We start from the raw sequence: 23,665 nt of genomic DNA on the forward strand, positions 1-23,665 counted from the left end.
GGCGGGCGTCGACGCTCCCCCGCAAGGCGGCGTCGCACCCGCCGCCTACCCTGGCGTGGTGCTGTCCCAGATCAACGGCCTGTCCCGACACTTCACCGAGGACACGCTCCGGGTCTACCTGCTGAGCCGCTCGACGCGCACCGACAACGGCTGCCTCGTCGTGCGCGGCTACGGCAGCCGGCGCGGCGTGTACCAGAAACTCGGAGGCCGGGCCTGGGCGCACATCGCGGCGTACGTGGTCTTCGTCGGTGGCTACGACCCCGCCCTTGAGGTCCACCACGACTGCGGGGCACCGGACTGCATCGAGCCGACCCACCTGCGCCAGCTCAGCCACTCGGACAACTGCCGCGAACGCGCCCGGCGCCCGCAGTGCCGCAACGGGCACGACCGGGAGGTCGATCCGGCGACGGGCCGTTTCCGGCGAGTCTGCCGGAGGTGCAACCGCGAGGCACAGAAGCGCTGGCGCGAGCGTCAGGCCGCAGAGGTCGCCGAAGCACGCGCGGCTATCCGAAGCGGTCGGCCAGCTTCGTCAGCTTGGTGACGTACGTCGGCCAGTCAAAGTCGTGCGGGATGTTGGGATCCTCCCGCCGCAGGCCGATCACCGTGTCGTGCTGCTCGCGCATGATGTCGGCGTGACCGGCGTGACGAGCGAGGTCGCAGGTCACGTGGACGATGATCCTTTGCAGCGTCACGTCCTGTCCACCTGGCCGCCACCACGACACCCGCCCCGGCGCGTCGAGCGGTAGCTGTTCGATCGTCTGATCCGCGAACACCCCGACACGGCGATACAAGTCGATCAGCCCATCCTTCGTCTCCTCCTCCCGCGCGTACCAGTCCGCCTGCGGGTCCTCCTCGAACGCCCGCATGGGAACCAGTTCCTCAGGGGTCGGGAATTCGCGCCCGAAGGTAGGCCCGAAGTAGCCGGCTTCGACATTGAGGCAATGCTTGAGGACTCCCAGCAGGTTGTTGCCGGTCGCGGTGCGGGGCAGCCTGGCCTCACGTTCGCTCAGCCCGTCGAGCTTCCAGATCAGGTTCTCGCGAATCGCCTGGAGGTAGTGGTGCAGCGCAGCCTTCGCATCGCCCAAGTCAGCCATGCCCGCCAGTCTTCCTTGTGCCTTGACCGCCATCCCAACTACATGGCATCCGGGACATGGCCGGGGTGGGAAACTTACACCAGCGTAATGCCTTACTCACCTTAACAGTCATTATGATGTGCTTGCGATATGTCCGCTTCGTGGGCAATAAATATTGGATTTCGGTAACCGGTAATCCGATAAAGGTTCGGGAGCGCCGGGGGACGCGCGGGCGGGATCGGTCCGCCTTCCCGGCGAGCAGGCCGGCGACCTCGGACGGCGAGTTCACCCTCCCGATGCTGACCTGCGTGCTGCCGCCTGCGGCGGCGCTGAGCGGCAGTGGTGCCGGTCAGCGCACGGCGGTCGCACCCTGGCTCGCCTCGACCTTGGCGCGCAGCTGCGCTACGCCCGGGTGCCCTATCTCGGTGAGGATCTCCAGGGCTTGCCGCCAGCAGCCGCAGGCGGCTTCCGGGTCGCCGAGGGCCTGGTGGGTGTCACCCAGGTGCCGCAGCGCCTCCGCCTCGTTGTGCCGGTGTCCCAGTTCCCGGCTGAGGTCCAGCGCCCGGCGATAGCAGCGAGCCGCCCGCCGGTACTGACCGAGATGGTGATGGGCGTAGCCGAGCGTGTCCCAACTGTTCGCCTCGCCGGTCAGGTCGCCGAGCCGGCGTTGCAGGGCGACCGCCCGCTGGCAGCAGCGGATCGCCTCCTCGTGCTCGCCGAGCATGGCGTGGTCCCAGCCGACCGCGTTGAGTGCGCGGGCCTCTCCCGCCTCGTGCCCGCTGTCGCGGAAGAGCCGTAGCGCCCGCTCGTCGTGGCGCAACGCGGCCGCCTGGTCGCCCTCCTTCTCGCTGGCCCAGCTCAGAGTCAGCAGGGTGTGCGCCTGACCGACCCGGTCGGCAAGCTCCTCCAGCAGCGCCAGCGCGCGCTCCAGGTGAGCGCGGGCCAACTCGAACCGGCCCGTCTCGGAGTAGGCGGGAGCGACATCGCGGTGCGCCTGCGCCCTCGCCGCCCGACCGCCGTCACGCTCGGCGGCGGCCAGCGCGCGCCCCTGTACGGCGATCAGGTCGTCCCAGTGGCTTCGGCGGCTCAGGAAGGTGGTCAACGCCCACGCCAACTGCCAGACGTGCCGGTCGAAGCCGTGCCGCGCGGCCAGCTCCACCACCCGCACGAGCACCCCGTGTTCCTCGGCGAACCAGGCCAACGCCTGTGTGTTGTCCACCGGCTGTTCCGGCTCCACGTCGGGATGGACCGGCGGCGGCACGATTGGGTCCCGAAGTGGGGACAGCTGCCGGTCGGCGCGACAGGCACTGTGCAGATAGTGGTCCACGATCCGGTGCAGGGCGGCGCGGCGGGCCCCCGCCGGCTCCGACTCGACCAACTCCGCCGCGTACGCCCGCAGCAGGTCGTGGCAGGTGTACCTGCCCGGCACCCGCTCCACCACCAGTTGCGACCGGACGAGTTCGCCGAGCAGGGGACGCGCCTGCCGCTCGGGCAGGGCGGCGAGGCTGGCCGCGGCCCGCACCGAGATGTCCGGCCCGGGATGCAGCCCGAGCAGGCGGAACAGCCGCGCCGCCGGCTCGCCGAGCGCCCGGTGCGACCAGGAGAAGACCGAACGCAGGTCGGTGACCGGGTCCCCACCGCCGGCGAAGCCGTCGAGGCTGCCCTGCAACTCGGCCAACTCCCGGTCCAGCGCGGCGAGCGGGAACCCGGGGTGCGCCGCCGCGCGGGCCGCCACGATCGCCAGCGCCAGCGGCAGCCCGGAACACCGCTCGACGATTCCCTCCACCGGTCTCGGTTCGGCGGCCACCCGGCCGTCGCTCAGCCGGCTCGCCAGCAGCTCGCGAGCCTCGGCGGCGGTGAGCGGGTCGAGGGTGATCGGGCTGGCGCCCTCGACCGCCACCAGGCCGGACAGCTGCTGCCGGCTGGTCACCACCACCGCGCATCCGGGGACGCCGGGCAGGAGCGGCCGTACCTGCTCGGCGTCGCGGGCGTTGTCGAGCACGATCAGCATCCGCCGGCCGGACACCATGCTGCGGTACCGGCCGGCCAACGCGTCCCGCTCCGTCGGCACCGACCCGGGCGGCACGCCGAGCGCGTCGAGGAAGCCCCGCAGCGCCACCACCGGCGGCAACGGTTGCGCGGAGGGCTCGAAGCCGCGCAGGTTCACGTACAGCTGCCCGCCGGGAAACCGGTCCAGGTTGTCGTGGGCCCACCGCAACACGAGCCAGGTCTTGCCGATCCCACCCATCCCCCCGACGACCGAGATGACGGCCGCGCGTTCCGGTTCGGCCTGCCGGTCCAGCGCGTCGGTCAGCGCGGCCAGCTCACGGACCCGGCCCGCGAACATCGCGGGCGGCGCCGGCAGCTGCCGGGGAGCGGCCGGTCCGGCGGCGGCGCGCGGCACGGCCGAGGCGGCGAACTCGCGGTCGCCGTGGAGGATGCGCAGATGCAGCTCCTGAAGGTCGGGGCCGGGGTCGACGCCCAACACGTCGGCCAGGCGGTGCCGGATCCGCTGATAGTGGTCGAGGGCCTCGGCCTGTCTGCCTGATCGGGCCAGCGCCAGCATCAGTTGGCCGGCGAGACGCTCGTCCAACGGCTCTTCGGCAACGCAGCGCGACAACTCGGGCAGCAGCGTCGAATGCCGACCGCTGCGCAGGGCGGCGTCGGTCCGGTCGCGTTCGGCCGCGAGCCGTCCCTGATGCAGCGCGGTACGAAGGATGGTGAACCAGGGGGTGTCCAGCTGCGCGAATGCCTCCCCCCGCCACAGGCCGATCGCCTCGTCGAACAGCCGCAGGGCGTGGTCGTCGTCGGCTGCCCGGCGGGCGCGGGACACCAGCGCGTCGAAGCGGTGCAGGTCCACCGCCAGGGGATCGACCGTCAGCAGGTAGCCGCCGCGTTGCTGGACGATGCCGACGTCTTCGGCGGCGCTCAGGCAGCGGCGCAACCGTGACAGGTAGCTGTAGAGGGAGCTGCGTGCCCGCTGCGGTGGCCGATCCGTCCACACCCGCTCAATGAGCTGGTCCACGTGTACGACCTTGTTCGCCTCGACCAGCAGCACCGCCAGGACGCATCGCTGCCGTACATGGCCGAGGTCGACCGGATCGCCGTCGATGAGCGCCGCGACGTCGCCCAGCAGCCTGAACTCCACGACCATGCGCCCTCACTGTCCGCCGCTGACGCCGACCACCGGTCATCCATTCTGAGCTGTGAATTCAAGGTTCCGGCAAGCATTTACGTATGGCGGGACGCGGATGCTGACTCCAACGGGGCGGGCACGGACACACGCGCCGATGGCCCCGGTAGGACCATCCGCATCCCTACTCACCGATTGGGATCTTCAGTGCTCAAGCGTGGATTGATCGCACTGGCCGGCAGCGCCGCACTCGTCCTCGGACTCGTGGCGCCGGCTCAGGCCGCCGTCGCCGCCAAGTACCCGGGACAGGTCAAGTGCCCCGTGGGTGACTACCAGCTCTGCATCGACGGCGGCCGCGGCGGCTTCACCATCAGCGGCAAGACGTTCTCCGGCCATGCCAACGCGATCCTGCTCAGGAACGTCAGGAACGTCACGATCAGCGGGAACCGATTCAAGAATCTCAGCGGTGCCACCGGGTACGCCGCGGTCCATGTGAAGAACTCCTCCGGCATCGTGATCAGGAAGAATGTCTTCTCCAACCTGAGTAACCGCGGGATGATGCACGGGGTCTACCTGGTCAAGACCTCGAACAGCAGCATCACCGGCAACAAATTCTCGTCGATCACCGGTGACCCCGTGCGGATCAGGGACGGAAGCAAGAAGAACGTGGTGAGCGGGAACACCTTCATCAAGTCCGGCCAGTACGCCATGTTCAGCGAGTGGGGCCGGCTGGACAAGAAGGAGGTGTGCGGGAGCGGCAACATCTTCAAGAACAACAAGTACGGAACCGGCTACTCCGGCAAGAAGATCTCGCTGATCAGGTGGGGCGGCCGTGGAGGTGGCAGCACCGGGCTTCCGCTCACCTGGGGCAACTGCAAGAAGGCCAGCATCGTCAACAAGGGCGGCAACACCAGGATCTAGGGCCGGCGTGATCGCCCCAACGGGGGCCCTGGAAGCGCCGGCGGGGCGACGCACGCTCCGCCGGCGCGGTGTCGGCGTTCCCCGGTGGCATAGGCTCGGGCGGGATGTGGGACGGGGGCAGGCGATGGTGAGTACGGCTGGAATTGTCGGGATCGCGCTGGTCGCCCTGGGGCTGGTGCTGACGCCGGGGCCGAACATGGTCTACCTGGTGTCGCGGTCGGTGACCCAGGGCCGGCGCGCCGGCCTGATCTCGCTGCTCGGGGTCGCCGCGGGTTTCGCGGTCTACCTGAGCGCCGCGGTGGCCGGTATCGCCACCGTCTTCGTGCTGGTACCGGCGCTGTACACGGCGGTCAAGCTGGCCGGCGCGGCGTACCTGCTGTGGCTGGCCTGGCAGGCGATCCGGCCGGGCGGCCATTCGCCGTTCACCCCGGCGCCGCTGCCACCGGACCCGACCCGGCGGCTGTTCACCATGGGGCTGGTCACCAACCTGCTCAACCCGAAGATCGCCATCCTGTACGTCTCGCTGCTGCCGCAGTTCATCGACCCCGCCCGGGGCAACGTGGCGACGCAGAGCCTGCTGCTGGGACTGACCCAGATCGTGGTGGCGTTGACGGTGAACGCGGTGATCGTACTGGCCGCCGGCGGGATCGCCACGTTCCTGGGCCGGCGGCCGATGTGGCTGCGGCTACAGCGGGCGCTGATGGGCACGGTGCTGGCGGCGCTGGCGGTGCGGATCGCGACCGACCGATCCCGCGCTGCGGTCGCCGCCGGCTGATCGGGGCAGTCCGATGGCGGCGAAGAATCAGCTACCGCGGTAGCCGCGATCGCAGATCCAGCTCGACGCCCACCTCAGGTCCCGGATTCGCGGAGCACGGCGACGCCGCCGGGCGGCAGGGCGAGCGCCGCGTCGACCGGGGCGTCGGTGAGCAGTTCCACGCCCCGCGCCGGTACGCGTTGTTCCCGGTCGGTGTGGTTGAACAGGAACAGCCAGCTGACGCGCTCGCCCCGGCGGCGTACCGCCTCGACGCCGGCGGGTGCGTCCGGGTGGACGGGGGCGGCGCCGGCGGCCCGGGCGGCGGTGTCGAGCAGCCGGCGGTACGTGTCCTCGTCGGGGCGGGTGGAGACGTACCAGGTGGTTCCGGCACCCCAGCGGTGTCGGGTGACCGCGGGGCGCCCGTCGAGGATCCCGCCGGCGTACGAGGTGACCGCGTCCGCCCCGGCCAGGTGCAGGGTCTCGGCCCAGATCCGTCCGGTCCCGCCGCCGGCGAGCGGGATGTGGTCGCCCTCGGCGAGCGGGTGGAACTCCTCCGCCCGCACGCCGAGCAGGTCGCGCAGGGCGCCCGGGTAGCCGCCGGGCCGGACCCGGGCGTGCTCGTCGGCGGCGCCGCTGAGGTAGGTGGCCAGCAGGTGGCCGCCGCCCCGGACGTACTCGCGTACCCAGTCGGCGGTGGCGTCACCGGCCAGGTAGAGGGCGGGCAGCACGAGCAGCCGGTACCCGTCGAGGGGGTCGCCGGGGGTGACGGTGTCGCAGCCGTAGCCGGCATGCCAGAGGGCCCGGTGGGCGGCGGCGACCTCCTCGTGGTGGTCCAGCCGGGTCGAGGGCAGACCCGGGTGACGCAGCGCCCACCCGCTGGCCGCGTCGACGGCGATCGCCACCGACGCCTCGACGCGCCCGTCGACCTCGGTGAGCCGTGCCAGCGCCGCGCCGAGTTCGACCGCCTCGCGGAAGACCCGGCTGTCCGGGCCGGCGTGCGGCACCAGGGCCGAGTGGAAACGTTCGGCGCCGCCGGTGGGGGCCCGCCACTGGAAGAACATCGCGCCGCGGGAGCCGCGGGCGACGTGGGCGAGGCTGTGCCGCAGCATCCGCCCCGGTTCCTTGGCGTGTATCCGGCCGGCGGTGTGGATCTGGTTGGGGGCGCTCTCCATCAGCAACCAGGCCGGGGCGGCGGGTGCGCCATGATCGGGGACGGCCGGTGATCCGCGGCCTGCCGCGGTGGCGGGGGCTGGGCGGCAGGCGGCGGCGTGTTGGGCCCAGCCTCGGGCCAGGTCGCCGGCGAGCGCGGTCTGTTCCTCCGCGCCGACGTCGACCGCCGACGGGTAGTGGTCGACGGCGACCACGTCCACCTCGGCGGCCCAGCGGGCGTGGTCGACCGGCACCCAGTCGCCGAGGACGTAGTTGGTGGTGATCGGGATCGCCGGGTTCGCCGCGCGGAGCAGGTCGCGTTGCTCGGCGTACGCGGCGAGCAGGGTGTCCGACCAGAACCGGCGGAAGTCCAGCAGTTGGCCGGGGTTGGCCAGGTACTGGGTGGCCCGGGGGGTGCTGATCTGGGCCCAGTCGGAGTAGTGCTGGCTCCAGAAGCTGGTGGTCCAGGCATCGTTGAGGGTGGCCAGGTCGCCGTGGCGGGTGGTCAGCCAGCGGCGGAACGCCCGGGCGGTGTGCTCGCAGTGGCAGGTGGTGCCGTACTCGTTGTGCACATGCCACAGGGCGAGGGCCGGATGGTGGGCGTACCGGTCGGCGAGGGCGGCGGCGATGCGTCGGGCGGCCTGCCGGTAGGCGGGTGCGGCGGCGCAGTAGGTGTCCCGGCTGCCGTGGTGCAGCCGGACCCCGTCGGCGGTGACCGGCAGCGCGCCCGGGTGGGCGAGGGAGAACCAGGGCGGCGGGGAGGCCGTGGGGGTGGCCAGGGCGACCCGGATGCCCCCGGCGTGCAGCAGGTCGAGCACCTGGTCGAGCCAGTCGAAGGTGTACCGGCCGGGGGCCGGTTCCAGCCGGGACCAGGCGAAGACCCCGACGGTGACCAGGTTGACCCGGGCCTGGCGCATCAGCGCGACGTCCTCGGCCCACACCCGCGCCGGCCACTGCTCCGGGTTGTAGTCACCGCCGTAGCAGAGCGGACCGTCGCTCCACATGCCACCACCGCCAATTTAGTTGGATAGGCATCCAAACTATGGAGGGGCTTTGCCCATGTCAACGCCAACCGATAGTTCCGGAATCGATGAACATCGTTGACATTTCGTTGGGTATTTAAAGAAACTGGCGACACCGCCCGTGCCGTCGTCGAGGAGACCCTGATGCCGTACCGACCACCGTTGGTGCCGTACGAGACCTTCGTTGCCGACCCGCCCGAGCTGCCCGTCCGGACCCCCGGCGAGGACGGCGTGGCCCTGGTGGGCCGGGCCGAGGTCGCCGGCGCCGACCCGCACGGCGCCACCTTCAAGGCCGCGCTGGCCGACGGCGTGACGGCGGTGGTCCGCATCGACGCGGCCGGCGACGGCGTGATCCGGGTACGCCTCGCCGAGGACGCCCAGGCCCGCAGCCGCTCGGCCCGGGCCGTACCGCTGGTCCACCCGCGTGCCCACCCGGCCACCGTGACCGTCGACGACCGGTACGTGCGGGTGGCCAGCGGCGGTGTGGTCGCCGAGGTCCGCCTCGACCCGTGGCGGATCCGGTTCCTGCGCTCCGACGGCGCCGTGCTGGTCGAGCAGGACTCCGGCACCGTCGACATCAGCGGCCGGCGGCGCACCCTCCCGTTCGGACACTCCACCGCCGACGGAATACGTGTCGCCTGGCACGAGAGCTTCGTCGCGCCGGGCGACGAACGGTTCGTCGGCTTCGGCGAGAAGTTCACCCCGCTGGACAAGCGGGGCCAGCGCGCCCTGATGTGGAACTTCGACGCCTTCGGCAGCGAGTCCGACCGCTCGCACAAGAACGTGCCGTTCTACCTGTCCAACCGCGGCTACGGGGTGCTGGTCGACAGCGGGCTGCCGGTGCAGTTCGACGTCTGCCAGTCCACCCACAGCGCGGTGCAGATCCTGGTCCCCGACGACCTGCTCGACTACTACGTGCTGGCCGGACCGAGCCCCGCCGAGGTGCTGGACCGCCTCGACGGCCTCACCGGTCGCCCCTACCTGCCGCCCCGGTGGGCCTTCGGCGCCTGGATCTCCTCCGGCTTCTACCCGGACAGCCAGCAGAAGGTGCTGGAGCGGGCCCGGCTCATCCGGGCCCGGGACATCCCCTGCGACGTGCTGCACCTGGACTGCTACTGGCAGCTGGCCGGATGCTGGTCGGACCTGCGCTGGGACGCCGAGGCCTTCCCCGACCCGACCGGGATGCTGCGCATCCTCGCCGAGCAGGGTTTCCGGGTCTGCCTCTGGATGAACCCGTACCTGATGACGCAGAGCCCGCGGTACGCCGACGCCGAACGGGCCGGCTTCTTCCTGCGCCGGCCGGACGGGCAGACGTACGTCGCCGACGTGTGGCACGGCAGCTATCCGGCCAGCGCCATCGTGGACCTCACCAACCCGGCCGCGGTGGACTGGTTCACCGGGCTACTGCGGCCGCTGCTGGAGCAGGGCGTGGCCGTGTTCAAGACCGACTTCGCCGAGGGGGTGCCGGCCGACGCGGTGGCCCACAACGGGATGACCGGCGTCGAGCTGCACAACGTGTACACCCTGCTCTTCAACGACGTGGTCGCCAAGGTCACCGAGGAGGTGGCCGGGCACCGGACGGTCTGGGCCCGCTCGTCGTACCTGGGCGGGCAGCGGCACAGCGCGCAGTGGAGCGGCGACGTCAACGCGACCTGGCCGGCGCTGGCCAGCACGCTGCGCGGCGGGCTGTGCCACGGCCTGTCCGGGGTGCCGTTCTGGAGCCACGACACCGGCGGCTTCCACGGCGTCCCCGAACCGGACCTCTACGTCCGCTGGTCGCAGTTCGGCGCGCTCTCCCCGCTGGTGCGGCTGCACGGCACCACCAGCCGGCTGCCCTGGGACTTCCCGGCCGAGGCGGAACGCCACGCGGTGGCCGCGCTGCGGCTGCGCTACCGGCTGATGCCGTACCTCTGGTCGGCCGCGGTGCAGGCCGCCCGCACCGGCGCGCCGATGATGCGCGCCCTGCTGGTCGACACCCCGGACGACCCGACCGCCTGGACCGCCGACCTGCAGTACCGCCTCGGGACGGACCTGCTGGTCGCGCCGGTCACCGATCCGTCCGGCCGCCGCGACGTCTACCTGCCGGTCGGGGACGACTGGATCGACGCCGGGACCGGGCAGCGGCATGCCGGCGGACGGCACCTGCCGGTGGCGGTGCCGCTGTCGAGGATGCCGTTGTTCGTCCGCCGTGGCGCCCTGGTGCCGCTGGTCGCGCCGGGCGCCACGGTCGACGACGGCCCGTTCCGGGACGTCACCCTGGTCAGCTGGGGCGCGGTCGACGGGCGGACGGTGGTGCACGACGTGGACGGCGACACGATCATCGAGGCGATCCGCGACGGCGCGGAGTTGCGGGTCCGGACGCGGGGACCGCTGCAGGTGGGGCAGCTGGTCCTTGCCGGGGTCGGCGATGCCGACCTGCCGGCCCGGTCACTGCTGAACGGCGAGGTGGTGACCGTCGTGCCCTTCGCGGGGTTCTTCCCCGCCGAGGGCTGACCGTCCCGCGCGGCACCCGGTCTGGACGGAGTCGGGTGCCGCGCGGGACGGGGTCGGGGTACGGCGCACCCGAGGGCGGGCTTGCGGAGCAGGAGCGCCGGGCTAGGATTAGTTGGGGACCCGAACAAATTAATCGACGGTAATCCGTCCCACGGGACAGGGCGTGCCGGCGGCCCGCACGGCATGATCGCCGCCGTGACCGCGGTACGCGATGATGGACGCGCGCCGCGACGCCGGCGCAGGGAGCGGGCAGATCGTGATCAGCATCCACAACGAACCGCAGCCGACCGACCTCGGCGACGTACGGGTCGCCAACCGCGCGGTGGTCCTGCGGCACGTACGCCTGCACGCCCCCTGCTCCCGCGCCGACATCGCCGCGCGGACCGGGCTCAACAAGGCGACCGTCTCCAGCCTGGTGAGCGAGCTGATCGAGCAGCGGCTGGTACGCGAGACCGGACTGACCGAGAACCGGGTCGGCCGCCCGGCGACGATGCTGGTGCTCGACGGCGAACCGTACGCCGCCCTGGGTCTACAGATCGGCGCCGACGAACTGGTCGCGGTCGCCATCGACCTCGGCGGCAACCGGCTGCTCACCTGGCGGCGGGCCTTCGCCGCCGGCACCGTCTCCCCCGCCGAGACGGTGCGCGCGCTGGCCGCGCTGGCCCGCCGGGCGATCGGGCGGGTCACCGCCCAGGGCCGCACGGTCCTGGGCCTCACCCTCGGCGTACCGGGGCTGGTCGACTCGGCCGGGGCGGTGCCGCTCGCCACCGCCCTGGGCTGGCGGGACGTGCCCGTCGCCGCCGAGCTGCGCGCCGCCCTGCGGGAGCCCGGCTTCGCCGTCGGCGTCGACACCGTCGCCAACCTCGCCGCCCTGGCCGAACAGCGGCACGGCGCGTACCCGGGCACCGCCGACCTGGTGCACCTGACCGGCGGGATCACCGTCGGCGCGGGCATCATCGCCGCCGGCCGGCTGCTGCGCGGCGGACGCGGCTTCGCCGGCGAGATCGGCCACGTCTCCCTCGACCCGGCCGGCCCGCTCTGCGCCTGCGGCGGCCGGGGCTGCCTGACCGCGCTGGTCGGGCTCCCCGCGGTGGTACGCCGGCTGCTGCCCGACGCCGAGGCCGACGGCCCGATCACCGACTACCTGCCGGAACTCGACCGGATCGTGGCCCTGGCCCGGCAGGACGACCCCGGCGTGCGCAGCGGGCTGGCCGACACCGGCCGGCACCTCGGGCGCGGCGTGGCGATCCTGGCCGACCTGCTCAACCCGGAGGCGGTGCTGCTCGGCGACCATCTCGCGACCCTGGCGCCCTGGCTGCTGCCGGCGGCCCGGTCGGAGCTGGCCGCACGGACCCTCGCCCCCGGCGCCGGAGGTTGCCGCCTCGACGCCTCCACGCTGGAGACCGCGGCGGCGCTGGGCGGCGCGACCGCCGCGCTGGCCACCGTCGAGGCCGGCCGGCTGCCGGCGGGCTGACCCGCCCGCGCCGCCACGCCCGGCCGGCGCCCGCGGCGCGGACACCACCGCCCGAGTCTTGACCGGATCCGTCGCGGGTGCCAACCTCGAAGCAAGCCGCTCCGTTCGGGCACCCGGGGCGGCTTGCTTCTCGCGGTTTGTCGAAGCGCTTCGCCAGCGTCCGGGCCGACGACCGTCACCCCACCATGACCTGCGATGCCGCTCGGCCCTCCGTCGTCGAAGCGCTTCGACCACCGGCGCGCCGGGCACTGGAAGGCAGCCCACCATGACCGACCCCACCACGCCCTCCCCGCGTGATCGCGTCGAAGACCTGCTGGCCCGGCTCACCCTGCCGGAGAAGATCGGCCTGCTGCACCAGTGGCAGGCCCCGGTGCCCCGGCTCGACCTGCCCGGCTTCCGCACCGGCACCGAGGCGCTGCACGGCGTCGCCTGGCTCGGCCCGGCCACCGTCTTCCCCCAGGCGATCGGCCTGGCCAGCACCTGGAACCCCGACCTGGTACGCGCCGTCGGCGCCGCCGTCGGCGACGAGGTGCGCGCCAAACACCACGCCGACCCCGAACGGGTCGGCCTCAACGTGTGGGCGCCGGTGGTCAACCCGCTGCGCGACCCGCGCTGGGGACGCAACGAGGAGGGCTGGTCGGAGGACCCGTGGCTGACCGGCCGGCTCGCCACCGCCTACGCCGAGGGGCTGCGCGGCGACCATCCCGAACGGCTGCGTACCGCCCCCACGGTCAAACACTTCCTCGGCTACAACAACGAGACCGACCGGGCCACCACCTCCAGCGACCTGCCGCCCCGGGTGCTGCACGAGTACGAGCTGCCGGCGTTCCGCGCACCCCTCGCCGCCGGCGCGGCGGTCGGCGCGATGGCCTCGTACAACCTGGTCGACGGGGTGCCGGCGCACCTGAGCCCGCTGATCGACAGCGAGCTGCGCCGGTGGGCGCCCGGCGAGGTGCTGGTGGTCGGCGACGCGGGCGCGGTGACCAACATCGCCGGTGTGCAGAAGCACCTGCCCGACCACGTCAGCGGGTTCGCCGCCGCGCTGCGCGCCGGGATCGACAGCTTCACCGAGGACGACACCGACAGCACACCAACCCGGCAACGCCTGACCGAAGCCCTCGAACGCGGGCTGATCACCCCCTCCGACGTGGACCGGGCGGTCCGCCGCATCCTCACCATCCGGCTGCGCCTGGGCGACCTCGACCCGCCGCACACCGACCCGTACGCCGCCACCACACCGGACGTCGTCGACTGCCCGGCCCACCGGCAGCTGGCCCGGGAGGCCGCCCGGCAGTCCGTGGTGCTGCTGCGCAACACCGGGCTGCTCCCGCTCGCCCCCGGGCTGCGGGTCGCCGTGCTCGGCCCGCTCGCCGACGTGGTGTACGAGGACTGGTACAGCGGCACCCTGCCGTACCAGGTGACCACCCACCAGGGCCTGGCCGGCCGGCTGCCGGAGGTCACCACCCACTCCGGCAGCGACCGGATCGCGCTGCGGGTGGGCGAGCGGTACGTGGGCTGCCCGGCCACCGCCGAGGGTGGCCCGCTGACCGTCGACGCCGACGCCACCTGGTTCGACGTCGACGACTGGGGCCGTGACACGGTGGCGCTGCGCGCCGTCGGCAACGGCCGGCACGTCGGCGCCGACGACGGCGGCGCGCTGGTCAACGACCGCCCCGGGCCGGGCGGCTGGGTGGTCCGGGAAACCTTCCAGTTCGACCCGCTGCCCGACGGCACCGTGCTGCTGCGCCACCTGGCCACCGACCGGTACGTCACCGTCGACACCGACGGAGGGCTGCGGGTCGACGGCGACGGGCCGCAGGCCGGCACCGCCTTCGGCATCGAACTCGGCACCGACGGCACCGCCGAGGCCGCCGCGTTGGCCGCCGCCGCCGACGTGGCGGTGGTGACGCTCGGCAACCATCCGATGGTCAACGGACGCGAGACCGAGGACCGCGTCGACCTTGCCCTGCCGGCCCGGCAGGAGGCGCTGCTGCGCGCCGTGCACGCCGCCAACCCCCGCACGGTGCTGGTGGTGACCAGCAGCTACCCGTACGCCCTCGGCTGGGCGCAGGCCCACCTGCCGGCGGTGCTCTGGTCGTCGCACGGTGGACAGGAGCACGGCGCCGCCCTGACCGACGTGCTGCTCGGCGACGCCGAGCCGGCCGGCCGGCTCACCCAGACCTGGTACGCCGACGCCGCCGAGCTGCCCGACCTGCTCGACTACGACGTGATCGGGGCCGACTCCACCTACCTGTACTACCGGGGCGACCCGCTGTACCCGTTCGGGCACGGCCTGTCCTACACCCGCTTCGACTACGCCGACCTGCGGCTGAGCGCGGCGGCGGTGACCGTCGGCGAGGAGGTGCAGGTGAGTGTCGAGGTCACCAACACCGGCGACCGGGCCGGCGAGGAGGTGGTGCAGCTGTACACCCGGCAGCGCCGGTCCCGGGTCAAGCAGCCGCTGCGGCAACTGCGCGACTTCGCCCGGATCACCCTCGCCCCGGGCGAGCGCCGGACCGTGACGCTGCGCCTGCGCACCGCCGAGCTGTCCTGGTGGGACGCCGACCGGGCCGCCCACGTGGTGGAGGACGCCATCCACACCGTGCTGGTCGGGCGCTCCGCGACCGACGTGCGGCTGGTCGGCGCCGTGGCCGTACGCGGCGAACCCGCCGAGCGGCGGGCCCGGCTGCACACCGCGAGCGGGGCCCGGTGACCGGGCGCGGACGCATCCCGTCCGGCCAGCCCACCATCGCCGACGTGGCCCGGCACGCGGGTGTCGCGGTGAGCACCGTGTCGTACGTGCTCAGCGGCAAACGGGCCATCTCCGAGGTGACCCGCAACCGGGTGCTGGCCAGCATCCGGCTGCTCAACTACCACCCGAACGCCGGGGCGCGGGCCCTGGCCAGCCGGCGCTCCAACGTGATCGCCCTGGTGCTGCCGCTGCGCTCGGGCATCCAGGTGCCGGTGGTGATGCAGTTCGCCACGGCCGTGGTCACCTCGGCCCGCCGCCACGACCACGACGTGCTGCTGCTCACCTCCGACGAGGGCCCGGAAGGGCTGCGCCGGATCGCCGCCGGCGCCCTGGTCGACGGGGTCCTGGTGATGGACGTGGAACTGCACGACGTCCGGGTGCCGCTGCTGCGCGAGCTGGGTCGGCCCAGCGTCCTGATCGGGCTGCCCGCCGACGCCGACGGTCTGACCTGTGTGGACCTGGACTTCCACCGGGCAGGTCAGGTGTGCGTGGAACACCTGGCGGGGCTGGGGCACCGGCGGGTGGCCCTGCTCGGTGCCCCGGCCGCCGTCTACGACCGGGGCACCGGCTTCGCGCACCGCACCCGGGCCGGCGTCGTCGAGGCGGCGGCCGGGCACGGTGTCGACGCGGTGACGATGCCGTGCGAGGAGAACGCCGCCGACGTACACCACCGGGTGGTCGAGCTGTTCGCCCGGCATGCCGACCTGTCCGGGCTGGTGGTGCAGAACGAGGCCGCCGTCGGTCCGGTGCAGGCGGCGCTGGCCGCCCTGGGCCGGCGCGTGCCGCACGACGTGTCGGTGGTGGCCGTCTGCCCGGACCAGTTCGCCGAACACGCCAGCCCCCGACTCACCTCGGTGCCGGTGCCCGCCGAGGAGATCGGCCGGCAGGCCGTGACGCTGCTGATGCGCAAGCTGGGCGAGGAGCCGGTGCCGCAGGTCACGCTCCTGGAACCCCGGCTGACCGTCCGCGACAGCACGGCCGCCGCACCCCACGACCGGGACGCCGGACACGCCACGGTGCCCGACGGCACAACCGCCGGGCACCGTGGCGTGGCGGGCCCGGCCGCGACCCGGGTCGCGGGCTGACCGGCCCGGTCCCGCCGCCCACCGGAGGGCGGGACCGGGCCACTAGACTGCCGCTTCGATGGACGTCCAGCCCGCCCCCGCCGCCGACCTGCGCCCCTGTGCCCACTGCGGACGCGACGTGCCGCAGCGCGTCGGCGCGGGCCGGCCGTTCCGGTACTGCCGGGACAACGACGGCGCCTGTCAGCGGGCCTCCCGCAACAGCCGCATGCGTCACCGCAACGCCCCCGGCCTGCCCGGGCAGGTGGCCCGCACCTGGGAGGCGGTGGACCGGCTCGACCAGATCGTGGAGACGCTGACCGAGGCGTTGCACGCCGAACTCTCCCCGGCCGGGGTGGAGCGCCAGCTGTCCCAGGTCCGCGCGGAGACGGCCGGCGAGGTCGCGGCGGCGCAGACCGAACGGGACGAGGCGCTACGGGCGGCCGAGGACGCCGCCGCCCGCGCCGAGCGGGACCGCCGGCAGGCGCAGACCGCGACGGCCGAGCGCGACGCCGCACGGGCCGAGGCCACCGCCGCCGCCGACCGGGCGAGCGCCGCCGCCGAGCACACCGAGCGGGCCGAGGTGGCCCGCGACGAGGCCCGACGGGCTACCGCCGCCGCCGAGGCGCTGCGGACGCAGGCCGAGTCCGACCGGGACACCGCCCGCGCGCAGCTGGCCACCGTGCAGGCCGACCTGGCCGCCGAGCGCCGCCGAACCGCCGACCTGATCACCGAGCGGGACACCGCGCGGGCCGCCGCCGAGCGCGCCGGGCAGGCCGCCGCCGAAGCCGGCGAACGCGCCGCGCAGCTCCGTACCGAGGTCGAACAGCTGCGGACCGCCGCCGAGCGCGCCCGCGGTGAGGCCGAACGGTCCCGGTCGCTGGCCGCCGAGGCCCGGGCCGTTGCCGAGCAGGCCCGGGCGGAAACGGTCGAGGCCCGCGCCGCCGCCGACCATGCCCGGACCGGGACCGCGCGGGCCGAACAGGAGCGGGCGCAGGCCGAGACCGCCCGCGGCGCCGCGGAGGCGGCGGCGCGGCGGGCCGCCGAGGAACTGGCCGCCGCCATCGCGCAGGCGGAGACGCTGCGCGCCGGCCTGGCCGCGGCGAGCGCCTCCGAGGAGAGGCTGGCGGAGCTGACGGTACGGCTACGCGCCGCCGAAGCCGACCGCGACGAGGCCCGCCAGCGGGTGGCCCAGCTCGCCGCCCAGGTCGGCGACCTGGCCACCGCCCTGACCCGGCTGACCTCCACCCAGCCACCCCCCTGATCCCCCTCACCCCCGCCCCCCGTCGTCGTCGATCTTGCACTTCGGCTCGCCGTCATGCGCCCTTGCGGTCATCTGGGGCGACGTGAAGCGCGAGATCGCGGCTGTGGAGGGGGTGGGGTCAGGGGGGTGGCTGGAAGGGGCTGAGGAGGCCGGGGCGGATCTGTTCGGCGAGGGTCACCGCGTCAGGGGCGGCGATGTCGATCGCGGCGTACCGGCCGTAGCCGGCGGCGGTGGTGGCGGTGAGCGTGACCAGCCCGAGCCGGCGTTGCAGCACGCTCTGCCGCAGCTGCCAGTCGATCACGGCCGTGCCGCGCAACGCCACCGTGGTGCGGCTCAGCAGCCCCGACCGGACCACCAGGTAGTCGCCGCAGACGGCATGGCCCAACGACCGGTACGCGAGCACCGCGGCGACCACCGCGACCGGCAACACCGCCGGCCCACCGAGCCACGCCGCGTCCGGCACGGCGTCGAACAGCCCGCCGGCCCCGGCCAGCAGGCCGGTGACCACCGCCGTCACCGTCACCGCCCAACCGAGGCGGCGGCGCAACGCGGCGGGCGGATGGCCGCGCAGCGGCGCCTCGAACGGGCTGGGTTCGGCGTCGAGCACGGCGGCGGCCACCCGGCGGGCCACCCGTACCGGGCCGCGGGGCAGGATGGTGGTGGCCGGGCTGAGGCTCCAGATCCTCAGACCGGTGGTCACCACGTCGGTGTCCGCCGTGCCCATCCACCGCCACAGCACCGGCTCGGCGATCTGCACGCCGCGTAGCCGGTCGTCGTCCCGGTCGACCGCCCGGGTCTTGAGCAGTCCCTGCGTGGTGCGCAGCACCGTGCCGGCGGCGGTGGGCACCCGCGCCAACCGGAAGCCCCAGTTCTCGGCGACGAAGGCGCAGGCCAGGCCGAACGCGCCGAGCACGCCGGTGGCGGACACCGCGAGCGCGATCGACCAGCCGGTGCCCAGCGACCGCGGGTCGACCAGCCCGCCGATCGCGCCGACCGGGTCGAACCCGAACGCCTGCGCGGTCCAGAATCCGCCCCAGAGCAGGCCGGCGGCCATCACGAAGGCCCAGATGTTGGCGACGTTGTGCACGATCCACGACCAGCGGATCCGGGCGTACACCCGCGACCCGTCGTCCGCGGCGGCGTCCGGGCCGGCGTCGACGTCGCCGCGCAGCAGCTCCCGGCGCAGCCGCTCGGCGGTGGTCGCCGACACGGCGTCCAGCCGCAGCGCGGCCTCGGCGCCGCTGCCGGGCAGGCCCGCCCCGACGGTCAGCACCCGCAGGCCGGCCAGCCGGTGCCGCAGCAACGCCGTCGCCTCGACGCTGCGGATCCGCTCCCGACGCACCGACCGGTGCGCGCGCACCAGCAGCCCGGTCCGCAACTCCACTCGATCCCCGGTGACCCGGTAGCGGGTCTTGACCCAGCGCAGCACGTCCCGGGTCGCGCCGGTCACGCCGAACGCGGCGACCACGAGCGCCGGCCACAGGGTGGACAGTCGCGGCTCCACCCCGAACACCCACACGGCCAGCCCCGCCGGAGCCAGCGAGAGCAGGCTGACCACGGCGTCGACCCAGATCACCCGGGGGTCGAGCCGCTGCCACGGCACCTCGCCGCTCACGTCGCGTCCCCGGGCGTGCCGCGGACCAGTTCGGTGAGCTGCCGGGCGGTGTGGGCCGCCTCGTCGGCGGCCAGCCCCACCAGTTTCACGGGTCCCTGCGCGGAGGCCGTGGTCACGGTCACCGTGGCCAGGTCGAACAGCTGTTGCAGGGGGCCGGCGACCCGGTCGACGGTCTGGATCCGGGACATCGGGGCCACCCGCCACTGCCGGACGAACCAGCCGGAGGCCGCGTACACCGCCTCGTCGGTGGTCTCCCACCGGTGCACCGCGTACCGCCAGGTCGGCACGACGGCGGCGTGGCCGGCGGCGAGGACGGCCACCACGACCAGCGCCGGCCCCAGCGTCGGCCGGGCCGCCGGCACCAGCGTGTACGCCACACCGAGACCGCCCAGCAGCGGCGCCGCACCGAGCAGCGAGCGGGCCGTCCACCATCCGATCGCCCGCCGCCGCACCCGGTGACGCGGCGGGCGTAACCCGACTGCCGAACTCGTCATCACCCCATCCTGTGCGACGGTTCCGGCCCGGACACCTGCCATCCGGCCAGGAAGCTGGCCAGGTGGCCACCTCCGGTGGCCGATGGGCGACCGCGAGCGGGCATGGTCACTGTCTAGGCTCGCCGCATGAGCGAGCGAATCGTCAGCGCCGTGCGGTGGTGTCTCATGGCGGAGCGCAGCGTAGTGCCGGCATGAGCGAACGCAGCGAGCGGACGCCCCGACCGGCCGGCACAAGGGCGCCGCGTTGGCTGCTGCCGGCGGAGTTGGCCGAGCCCGATCCGACCCGGCCGCGACCGCGCCGCACGGCCCGCGACTGGCTGGTGGACGTCCTGCTGTTCACCGGCGCGGCACTGCTCGGCTTGAACACGTGGGCGGACCAGCCGCCGTACTACGCCGACGCGACACCGGCCTGGATGCTCACGGTGGACCCGTGGGTGGGCGCGGCGGCCTGCCTGGCCCTGTGGTGGCGGCGACGCTTCCCGCTGGCGCTGGCGATCGCCCTGGTGCCGGCGCTGATGCTGGCCGGCACCGCGCTCGGGGCGTCGATGGTGGCGGTGTTCACCGTGGCGATCCGACGCGACTGGCTGCCGGCGTCCCTGGTCACCGTGGCCTACCTGGCGCCGACGCTGCACTTCGCCGCGCTGCACCAGCCGCCGGGCACCAGCAGGTCGGTGGCGATGGCCTTCACCGGCGTGGCATTCCTGGTGCCGCTGAGCTGGGGGATGACCACCCGGGCCCGCCGCCAGCTCATCCTGGGCCTGCGCCGTGATGCCGACCGGCAGCGGCAGGATCACCAGCGGCGGCTGGCCGACGCCCGCCGGGCCGAACGGGAACGCATCGCCCGGGAGATGCACGACGTGCTCGCCCACCGGATCTCCCTGCTCTGCGTGCACGCCGGTGGCCTGGCCTACCGCACGGCCCCGGCGCAGGCCGGCGCGGCGGTGCCGCTGGCCGCCGACGAGATCCGCGAGGCGGCGGAGGTGATCCGGGATGCCGCCGCGCAGGCGCTGGACGAACTGGCCGAGGTCCTCGCCGTGCTGCGCGACGGCGGCCCGCAGGACCCGGCGGCCGCACCGCAGCCACGGCTGACCGACATCGCCCGGTTAGTCGCCGAGGCGCGGGCCGCCGGGCAGCGGGTCAGTTTCGAGATGGTCTGCGCCCCGGGCACCGCCGAGACGCTGCGGCCGGCCACCCAGCGCACCGTCTACCGCATTGTCCAGGAAGGACTGACCAACGCCCGCAAACACGCGCCGGGCGCGCCCGTCGAGGTACGCGTCGACGCCGCTCCGGGCTCCGGTGTGGCGGTGGCGGTCAGCAACCCGGCGCCGTCGGGTTCACGCGGCGGGCCGGGTGCCGGCGCCGGCCTGACCGGGCTGGCCGAACGGGTCGCCCTCGACGGCGGCACCGTCGAACACGGCGTCACCGACGGGTCGTTCCGCCTGACCGCCCGGCTATCCTGGCCGGCGTGACGGCGGGCGAGCGCATCCGGGTACTCCTCGTCGACGACGACGCGTTGGTGCGTACCGGGCTGCGGCTGATGCTCGGCGGCGCGCCGGACCTGGTGGTCGTCGGGGAGGCGGCCGACGGGGTGGACGTCGCCGACGCGGTGGCCCGCTCCCGTCCCGACGTGGTGTTGATGGATGTGCGGATGCCGCTGCTGGACGGGATCGCGGCGACCCGCGGCGTGACCGGCCGGGCCGGACACCGGCCGGTGGTCATCGTGCTGACCACCTTCGACGCCGACGTCACCGTGGTCGAGGCGTTGCGGGCCGGCGCGGCCGGGTTCCTGCTCAAACACACCCCGCCGGAACGGATCGTCGACGCGGTCCGCCGGGCCGCTGCCGGGGAGCCGGTGCTCTCCCCCACCGTCGCCCGGACGCTCATCGAGCGGGTCGCCGCCGGTGGCGGTCCGCCGGACGCCCGCCGGCAGCGGGCCCGGCAACGGTTCGCGCTGCTCACCGAGCGGGAGCAGGAGGTCGCCCGGGCGGTCGCCGCCGGGCTGTCCAACGCCGACATCGCCGCCCGGCTGTACCTCTCCGTGGGCACGGTGAAGGCGTACGTGTCCAGCGCGCTGGCCCGGCTGGAGTTCACCAACCGCATCCAGTTGGCCCTGCTGGCCCACGACGCCGCCGAGGACTGAGCAAGCGTGTTGCCGGTTGTCGAGCGCGCCTGCCGTCGCTGCGGGTGGTGTTCCGCCCGGCTGTGCCGTGCCGAGCGGGACCTGCACGCCCGGCGGTTCGCCCGCGAGGACGACGTGTCGCTGGACGCCTACTTCGCCGGCAAGGACGACATCGCCACCAGCGTCGACGGGCTGCCCGGGCTGCCGCTGCCGTTGCCGCCGACCCCACCGGTCGGCTGACCTGCCACGGCGCGTCACCGACCAGCGTGCCCGCGCGGGTGACCCGGCCGGTTACCATTCCCGCTGGCGGCGACGGTCCGCCGTGACGACCCGGCCGGGGCGACCCCGTCGGGCGTACGCCATGGCCAGCTACCCTTGACACCGCACCCGCGGGAGCGGGCCGCCAAGGCGTGGCCGCGGGAATGGCCCGGCGCAGGCGGACCGTTACACCGACAGGACCAGCACCACCAAAGAGGGGAAGTCGATCATGGGCGAGCGTATGCTGCGCGGTAGCCGACTGGGCGCGGTCAGCTACGAATCCGACCGCAACACGGAGCTCGCGCCGCGGCAGACCCGCGAGTACCTGTGTGCCAAGGGTCACCAGTTCGAGGTGCCGTTCGCCGTCGACGCCGAGGTGCCGACCACCTGGGAATGCAAGTTCGACGGCAGCGTCGCCCGGCTGGTCGACGGCAGCGAGCCGGAGCAGAAGAAGGCCAAGCCGCCGCGTACCCACTGGGACATGCTGCTGGAACGGCGGTCGATCGCCGAGTTGGAGGACATCCTCGCCGAGCGGCTGCAGGAGGTTCGCACCCGCCGCGGTCGCGCCTGACCCACCGCACGAGACGGCGCCCCCGGGAGGTTCTCCCGGGGGCGCCGTCTCGTGCGTTCAGCCGCGCGGCTCCACGATCTCACCCTCGATGGCCTGGCCGCCCGCCGACCCGCCAGCGGTCCCCTGCGCCGCCGCGCCGGCCGGCTGCGCGGGCGGGGCATCCCCCGGCTGCTGCGGCGCGCCCCGGTACACCCGTACCCGGCGCGGCCCGAACAGATCACCGGCGGCCATCGACGACACCCGGCGCTCGGCGGACCGCTGCACCCCGCCACGGGCCAGCCGGCGCACCGGCGGCACCAGCAACACCAGCCCCACCAGGCCACTGAGCAACCCCGGGGTGGCCAGCAGCAGCGCGCCGAGCAGACCCACCAGCCCGTCGGTGACCTCGCGGCCCGGCGGCCGACCGGACTGCGCCGCCTCCCGGAACCCCCGCCACGCCCGGATCCCCTCCCGGCGCAGCAACACCAGCCCCAACAGCGAGGCCGCGAACACCAGCAGTGTCGCCGCGCCGAAGCCGATCGCCCGGCCCACCACCACGAACACGGCCAGCTCCGCGACCACGGAAGCCAGCAGGGCCAACGGTACGAACCTCAGTGCTCGGCGCATATCACCCCATCCGCCCCACGGCGCCTCGATGTGTGCGGCCCGCCCGGAGGGCGCAGCCGTCCCGTCCCGTACGTCCAGCATGACACGTTCCGGCTCACGGCCACCGCGCCTGACCCGCGCCGCCCCCCTGCCATCCGCGCCGCACCGCCGTACGCCGGTCGCTCACCGCCCAGCTGGTGATCCGCCACAGCGCCTCGGCCACGATCAGCGGGCTCATCTTGCTGGCCCCGCGTTCCCGCTCGGCGAACGTGATCGGCACCTCCACCATCCGCGCCCCGGCCCGGTGCGCCAACCGGCACAGCTCCACCTGGAACGAGTACCCCTGCGAGCACACCGACTCCAGGTCCAGGGCGTCCAGCACGCCCGCCCGGTAGACCCGGTAGCCGCCGGTGGCGTCGGCCACCGGCATGCCCAGCGCCAGGCGCGCGTACAGGTTGCCGCAGCGCGACAGCAACAGCCGCCGCAGCGGCCAGTTGACCACCCGGGCGCCACGGGTCCACCGCGACCCGATCACCACGTCGGCGTCGCGGGCCGCAGCCAGCAGCGTCGGCAGGTCCTCCGGGGCGTGCGAGCCGTCGGCGTCCATCTCCACCACCGCGTCGAAACCACGCTGCCGGGCCCACGCGAACCCCGCCAGGTAGGCCGCGCCGAGCCCCTGCTTGCCCTCCCGGTGCAGCACGTGCACCCGCTGGTCGGCGCGGGCCAGACCCGCGGCGATCCGGCCGGTGCCGTCGGGGCTGTTGTCGTCGGCGACGAGGATCTCCACCTGCGGCGCGACCTGGCGGACCCGCCGCACGATCCCGGTGACGTTGTCGGCCTCGTTGTAGGTCGGGATGACCACCAGCACCCGGCCCACCCCGGGTACCCCGGTCACCGCCGGACGGATGTCGGTCCTGCGCATCACCG

At 74.0% G+C, this 23,665-nt stretch carries 19 protein-coding genes; 12 read left to right on the plus strand and 7 right to left on the minus strand.

All coding sequences use genetic code 11. The features are described from left to right. Nucleotides 1-58: 58 nt before the first annotated feature. Nucleotides 59-541, plus strand: coding sequence for an HNH endonuclease (locus ACQPYA_RS16015; protein WP_433527887.1), 483 nt, complete (start codon nt 59-61; stop codon nt 539-541). On the opposite strand, the gene ACQPYA_RS16020 is transcribed toward ACQPYA_RS16015, so the two are convergent. After that, the gene (locus tag ACQPYA_RS16020; RefSeq protein ID WP_433527888.1) at nt 504-1,094 is read right to left on the minus strand and encodes a DinB family protein; all 591 of its coding nucleotides are present in this window, start codon (nt 1,092-1,094) and stop codon (nt 504-506) included. The genes ACQPYA_RS16015 and ACQPYA_RS16020 overlap by 38 nt on opposite strands. A gap of 328 nt (nt 1,095-1,422) precedes the next feature. Beyond that, nucleotides 1,423-4,227, minus strand: a complete 2,805-nt coding sequence (locus ACQPYA_RS16025; protein WP_433527889.1) for a BTAD domain-containing putative transcriptional regulator — start codon at nt 4,225-4,227, stop codon at nt 1,423-1,425. Between ACQPYA_RS16025 and ACQPYA_RS16030 the strand changes: the two genes are divergently transcribed. After that, a complete protein-coding gene (locus tag ACQPYA_RS16030; protein ID WP_433527890.1) occupies nt 4,156-5,127 on the plus strand; it encodes a right-handed parallel beta-helix repeat-containing protein in 972 nt (323 codons plus the stop codon). The two genes, ACQPYA_RS16025 and ACQPYA_RS16030, sit on opposite strands and share 72 nt — an antisense overlap. A 124-nt stretch (nt 5,128-5,251) precedes the next feature. Beyond that, a complete protein-coding gene (locus ACQPYA_RS16035; protein ID WP_433527891.1) occupies nt 5,252-5,902 on the plus strand; it encodes a LysE family translocator in 651 nt (216 codons plus the stop codon). A 74-nt stretch (nt 5,903-5,976) separates the two neighbouring features. Here the strand turns inward: ACQPYA_RS16035 and ACQPYA_RS16040 are convergent, their stop codons facing one another. Beyond that, complete coding sequence (locus ACQPYA_RS16040; RefSeq protein WP_433527892.1) at nt 5,977-8,034, minus strand: beta-galactosidase; 2,058 nt, start codon at nt 8,032-8,034, stop codon at nt 5,977-5,979. A 162-nt stretch (nt 8,035-8,196) separates the two neighbouring features. On the opposite strand from ACQPYA_RS16040, the gene ACQPYA_RS16045 reads away from it, so the two are divergent. The 5 genes from ACQPYA_RS16045 (at nt 8,197) to ACQPYA_RS16065 (ending at nt 17,096) form a co-directional block, all read left to right on the plus strand. Then, a complete protein-coding gene (locus ACQPYA_RS16045; protein WP_433527893.1) occupies nt 8,197-10,545 on the plus strand; it encodes a TIM-barrel domain-containing protein in 2,349 nt (782 codons plus the stop codon). Nucleotides 10,546-10,801: 256 nt separating this feature from the next. Further along, nucleotides 10,802-12,019 carry an ROK family transcriptional regulator gene (locus ACQPYA_RS16050; RefSeq protein WP_433527894.1) on the plus strand — a complete coding sequence of 406 codons (1,218 nt, stop codon included), beginning with the start codon at nt 10,802-10,804 and terminating at the stop codon, nt 12,017-12,019. A gap of 265 nt (nt 12,020-12,284) precedes the next feature. After that, on the plus strand, nt 12,285-14,732 hold the full coding sequence (locus ACQPYA_RS16055; RefSeq protein ID WP_433527895.1) for a glycoside hydrolase family 3 C-terminal domain-containing protein: 2,448 nt from the start codon (nt 12,285-12,287) through the stop codon (nt 14,730-14,732). Further along, complete coding sequence (locus ACQPYA_RS16060; protein ID WP_433527896.1) at nt 14,729-15,856, plus strand: LacI family DNA-binding transcriptional regulator; 1,128 nt, start codon at nt 14,729-14,731, stop codon at nt 15,854-15,856. Before ACQPYA_RS16055 ends, ACQPYA_RS16060 begins: the two co-directional genes overlap by 4 nt. Nucleotides 15,857-15,914: 58 nt before the next feature. Further along, nucleotides 15,915-17,096, plus strand: a complete 1,182-nt coding sequence (locus tag ACQPYA_RS16065; protein WP_433527897.1) for a hypothetical protein — start codon at nt 15,915-15,917, stop codon at nt 17,094-17,096. Between the two features lie 118 nt (nt 17,097-17,214). Here the strand turns inward: ACQPYA_RS16065 and ACQPYA_RS16070 are convergent, their stop codons facing one another. Both ACQPYA_RS16070 and ACQPYA_RS16075 read right to left on the minus strand, forming a co-directional pair. After that, a complete protein-coding gene (locus ACQPYA_RS16070; protein WP_433527898.1) occupies nt 17,215-18,711 on the minus strand; it encodes a PH domain-containing protein in 1,497 nt (498 codons plus the stop codon). Then, a complete protein-coding gene (locus ACQPYA_RS16075; protein ID WP_433527899.1) occupies nt 18,708-19,205 on the minus strand; it encodes a PH domain-containing protein in 498 nt (165 codons plus the stop codon). The genes ACQPYA_RS16070 and ACQPYA_RS16075 overlap by 4 nt, the downstream gene beginning before the upstream one ends. 191 nt (nt 19,206-19,396) lie before the next feature. On the opposite strand from ACQPYA_RS16075, the gene ACQPYA_RS16080 reads away from it, so the two are divergent. The 4 genes from ACQPYA_RS16080 to ACQPYA_RS16095 all read left to right on the plus strand — a co-directional run bounded on the left by ACQPYA_RS16080 (nt 19,397) and on the right by ACQPYA_RS16095 (nt 22,153). Beyond that, nucleotides 19,397-20,674 carry a sensor histidine kinase gene (locus ACQPYA_RS16080; protein WP_433527900.1) on the plus strand — a complete coding sequence of 426 codons (1,278 nt, stop codon included), beginning with the start codon at nt 19,397-19,399 and terminating at the stop codon, nt 20,672-20,674. Continuing rightward, the gene (locus tag ACQPYA_RS16085; protein ID WP_433527901.1) at nt 20,671-21,345 is read left to right on the plus strand and encodes a response regulator; all 675 of its coding nucleotides are present in this window, start codon (nt 20,671-20,673) and stop codon (nt 21,343-21,345) included. The genes ACQPYA_RS16080 and ACQPYA_RS16085 overlap by 4 nt, the downstream gene beginning before the upstream one ends. A gap of 6 nt (nt 21,346-21,351) precedes the next feature. Next, the gene (locus ACQPYA_RS16090) at nt 21,352-21,564 is read left to right on the plus strand and encodes a hypothetical protein (protein WP_433527902.1); all 213 of its coding nucleotides are present in this window, start codon (nt 21,352-21,354) and stop codon (nt 21,562-21,564) included. A gap of 247 nt (nt 21,565-21,811) precedes the next feature. After that, entirely contained in the window at nt 21,812-22,153 is a 342-nt protein-coding gene (locus tag ACQPYA_RS16095; RefSeq protein WP_046564157.1) for an RNA polymerase-binding protein RbpA, read from the plus strand. Nucleotides 22,154-22,210: 57 nt separating this feature from the next. On the opposite strand, the gene ACQPYA_RS16100 is transcribed toward ACQPYA_RS16095, so the two are convergent. Next, nucleotides 22,211-22,759, minus strand: coding sequence for an FxsA family protein (locus tag ACQPYA_RS16100; protein ID WP_433533509.1), 549 nt, complete (start codon nt 22,757-22,759; stop codon nt 22,211-22,213). A gap of 94 nt (nt 22,760-22,853) precedes the next feature. Further along, a complete protein-coding gene (locus tag ACQPYA_RS16105) occupies nt 22,854-23,660 on the minus strand; it encodes a polyprenol monophosphomannose synthase (RefSeq protein WP_433527903.1) in 807 nt (268 codons plus the stop codon). Nucleotides 23,661-23,665 lie beyond the last annotated feature (5 nt).

Origin of the sequence: Micromonospora sp. CA-263727, assembly GCF_050942455.1 — a bacterium.
Lineage (GTDB): Bacteria > Actinomycetota > Actinomycetes > Mycobacteriales > Micromonosporaceae > Micromonospora.